Genomic DNA, 2,599 nt, shown 5'->3' with positions numbered 1-2,599 from the left:
GCACGGTCTCGGTGAAGGAGTTCAACGAAACGTACCGGGCGAAGAAGTTCTGCCTGACCGAGCCGAACAGGAAGGCGCCAGTGCCTTCGAAGGCGCGGTCCTCACAGGTCAGGCGGATCTCGAGGCCGCGGCCATAGGTGACCGGTCCCTCGATGGGAAGGCGACGCACGATGGGTGCCGAGCGTACGTCGCGCAGCCCCTCGATCAGGCGGCGCGAGGACGCGTCGTACTCGTCGCTATAGAGAAGGAGCATCTCGCGCAGCGCAGCCGCGCCGTCGTCGTGTTCCAGCAGCGAGAGGTAATTCAGTTGCAGGTGACTGATCAGCTTCCACGCGCCCTGCCCCTCCGCCATCGCGGCGCGTGGGCGCGTCGGCCCTGCCACGCAGCGGATCGAACGCACGGGCGCGTCGGTGTCGAGCATGAAATCCGTCGCACCCTTCCCCACCGGCATATGCAACGGCAGATCCCGGTTAGTGCACAGCAAGCGCATGCCCAACTGGCGCAGGCTGCTTGCGTACGGCGCCTCGCGTCCATCGACCAGCGCGAGAAAGACTTCGCCGCCGACATAGCTCGAACGCGACCCTTCACGGCGTTGCCGCTGCGACGCCACGCGCGGTTCGCGACGCAGCGTGTAGAACGCTGCCGCGGATTGATGCCATGTCCGCGCATTGCCGCCATAGAACGGGAAGAAGCTCTGCTCAGGCTCCTGGCTGTCGCCGAATCCCTGCACGTCCTCGACGTCGACCACCTCGAAGTCCATCGGCCGCGTGCGGTCAGCAAGCACGTGGTACTCGGCGGCGCCCTCGCGAAGGTGGACACGATCGGATCGCCGCGGAAAAAGGTTGATCGCCGGTGTGCAAAAAAGACGCAGGTACGAGGCATCGACCGCCTTGTCCAGCCGGGCCGCGGCGCGGTCCAGCCAGATCACGATGTCGAACACCGTCGCACTGGACCTCGGAAGGAGACGGCGCAGCCCGGTGAACGCCGCAAACTGGAAGCGTTGCGGGCAAGCGAAGTATTCCTGCAGCAGGCGGTAGCCGCTGAACGAGCGATCGCTTACCGGCAGGAGCGCCTCCGCGTCGGTGAAACCCCGCGGCTCGATGCTCGCCTGCGTCGTGTGTCGGACGGCATCGCCTGCGACGACGGAAAAGCCCATGCCGTTACCCAGCACCTGTTCGTACAGCAGACTGGCAAGGTCACCGGTACCGGCAAAGAACACGGGCAGTTCATCGAAAGCGAGCGCATCCAGCTGGACGCCGGCGTCAAGTTTGAAGCGCACGCGCAATGCCGCGCGCGGGCTGCTCCCTGGCGGCACGCCCAGACCCGCCGCTGCGATCGCGGCAGGACTGGAGAAATAGCGTGCCTCGTCAAGCGACAGAGGCAGCAGGTTCACCGCATGGGCGGTGCGGTACTCGCACGCCGTGCGCTCGCCGAAACCGATCTGGCTACGTAGTGCGGTGCCGCGCGGCACGAGATGGCCTTCGCCCGGCAGGGTCTCGCCGCTGTCTGGCGACATCTCAACCACCGTCATCGACGGCACCGGCGCGAGGTACTGCGGGTAAAGCATGCGCAACAGGTGTTGGGTGAAGACAGGATGCTGTGCATCCATCTTCATGTGGACGCGCGCGGACAGGAAGGCGAAGCCTTCCAGCAGACGCTCTACATACGGATCCGCGCACTCCATGCCCTCCATGCCCAGGCGGCCGGCGATCTTGGGATACGCGCTGGCGAACTCGGCACCCGTTTCACGGACGTGCTGGAGTTCCTGGTTGTAGTAACGGAGGAGTCTGGGATCCATGGGCTCAGCCGAGGCCGTCGAAGACACTGAAACGTGCGGTTTCCAGGTCGACCTCGGTCTTCAGGTAAAGGTTGAGGGGCAACGGTTGCGCCCACATCGTCGATTCGATGCTGAAGGACAGCGTCAGGCGGTCCATCCGCGCAGTGTCGGCCCGGACATCGACGTGCAGCGTGGCGGGGTCCAGACGAGGCTCGAAGTTTGCGATCGCCGCGCGGATGCGCTGACGAAGCACTTCGATATCCAGCCCTGCGATGGCAGCACCGGTCAGGTCCGGGATGCCGTAGTCGAGGACAGAAGCCTCGACATACGGCATCCCAGCCAGCTCATCCGATGACCAGTGCCGCGTACAGTTGAACAACCAGCCCAGGTCACGCACGACGTATTCGCGCAGGCGCGCCGCCGTGATGACGCGCTTGTCCCGGCTTTCCTGCGCGACGTGGGGTTCGTCGTCGCGCAACCGATCCAATAACGAAGGTTGCAGCCGCTCCTGGGTGGTCAGCTCAGCCATGCTGCGATCAGGCCGTGCCCTTCACCTGCTGCATGTCGTAGGTGAAGTCCTTGGTGCCGCCCGTCGCCTTGCCCTTGTCGTCCTGGGGCTGGAACGAGTACTTGAACTTGCCAAAATGCAGGGTGATGTTCTCTGTCAGGCGCTCGTCGCCGCCGCTGCCACCGGTGGACACCGAGGTGATCATCACGCCCTCGGTCAGCTCGATGGTGACGAAGTCAGTCTGCTCGCCGGTGGCGTTGGTGACGTAGAGCGTGGCGCTGTCGACGCGGGCACCGGTGCACACGGCGTTAAGC

3 protein-coding genes are annotated in these 2,599 nt (G+C 64.9%); all 3 read right to left on the bottom strand.

Annotated features, from left to right (window positions below; genetic code table 11):
• On the bottom strand, positions 1–1,798 hold a 1,798-nt coding region (gene tssF / locus AC1DT2_RS20420; protein ID WP_477298357.1), incomplete at its 3' end, for a type VI secretion system baseplate subunit TssF.
• Between the two features lie 4 nt (positions 1,799–1,802).
• A complete protein-coding gene (gene tssE, locus AC1DT2_RS20415; protein ID WP_477298356.1) occupies positions 1,803–2,306 on the bottom strand; it encodes a type VI secretion system baseplate subunit TssE in 504 nt (167 codons plus the stop codon).
• Between the two features lie 7 nt (positions 2,307–2,313).
• The coding region (locus AC1DT2_RS20410; protein ID WP_477298354.1) for a type VI secretion system tube protein Hcp at positions 2,314–2,599 on the bottom strand (286 nt) is incomplete at its 5' end.

Source organism: Luteibacter sp. P4_E6 (genome assembly GCF_056401535.1).
This window is presented reverse-complemented; position numbering and strand designations above follow the sequence as displayed.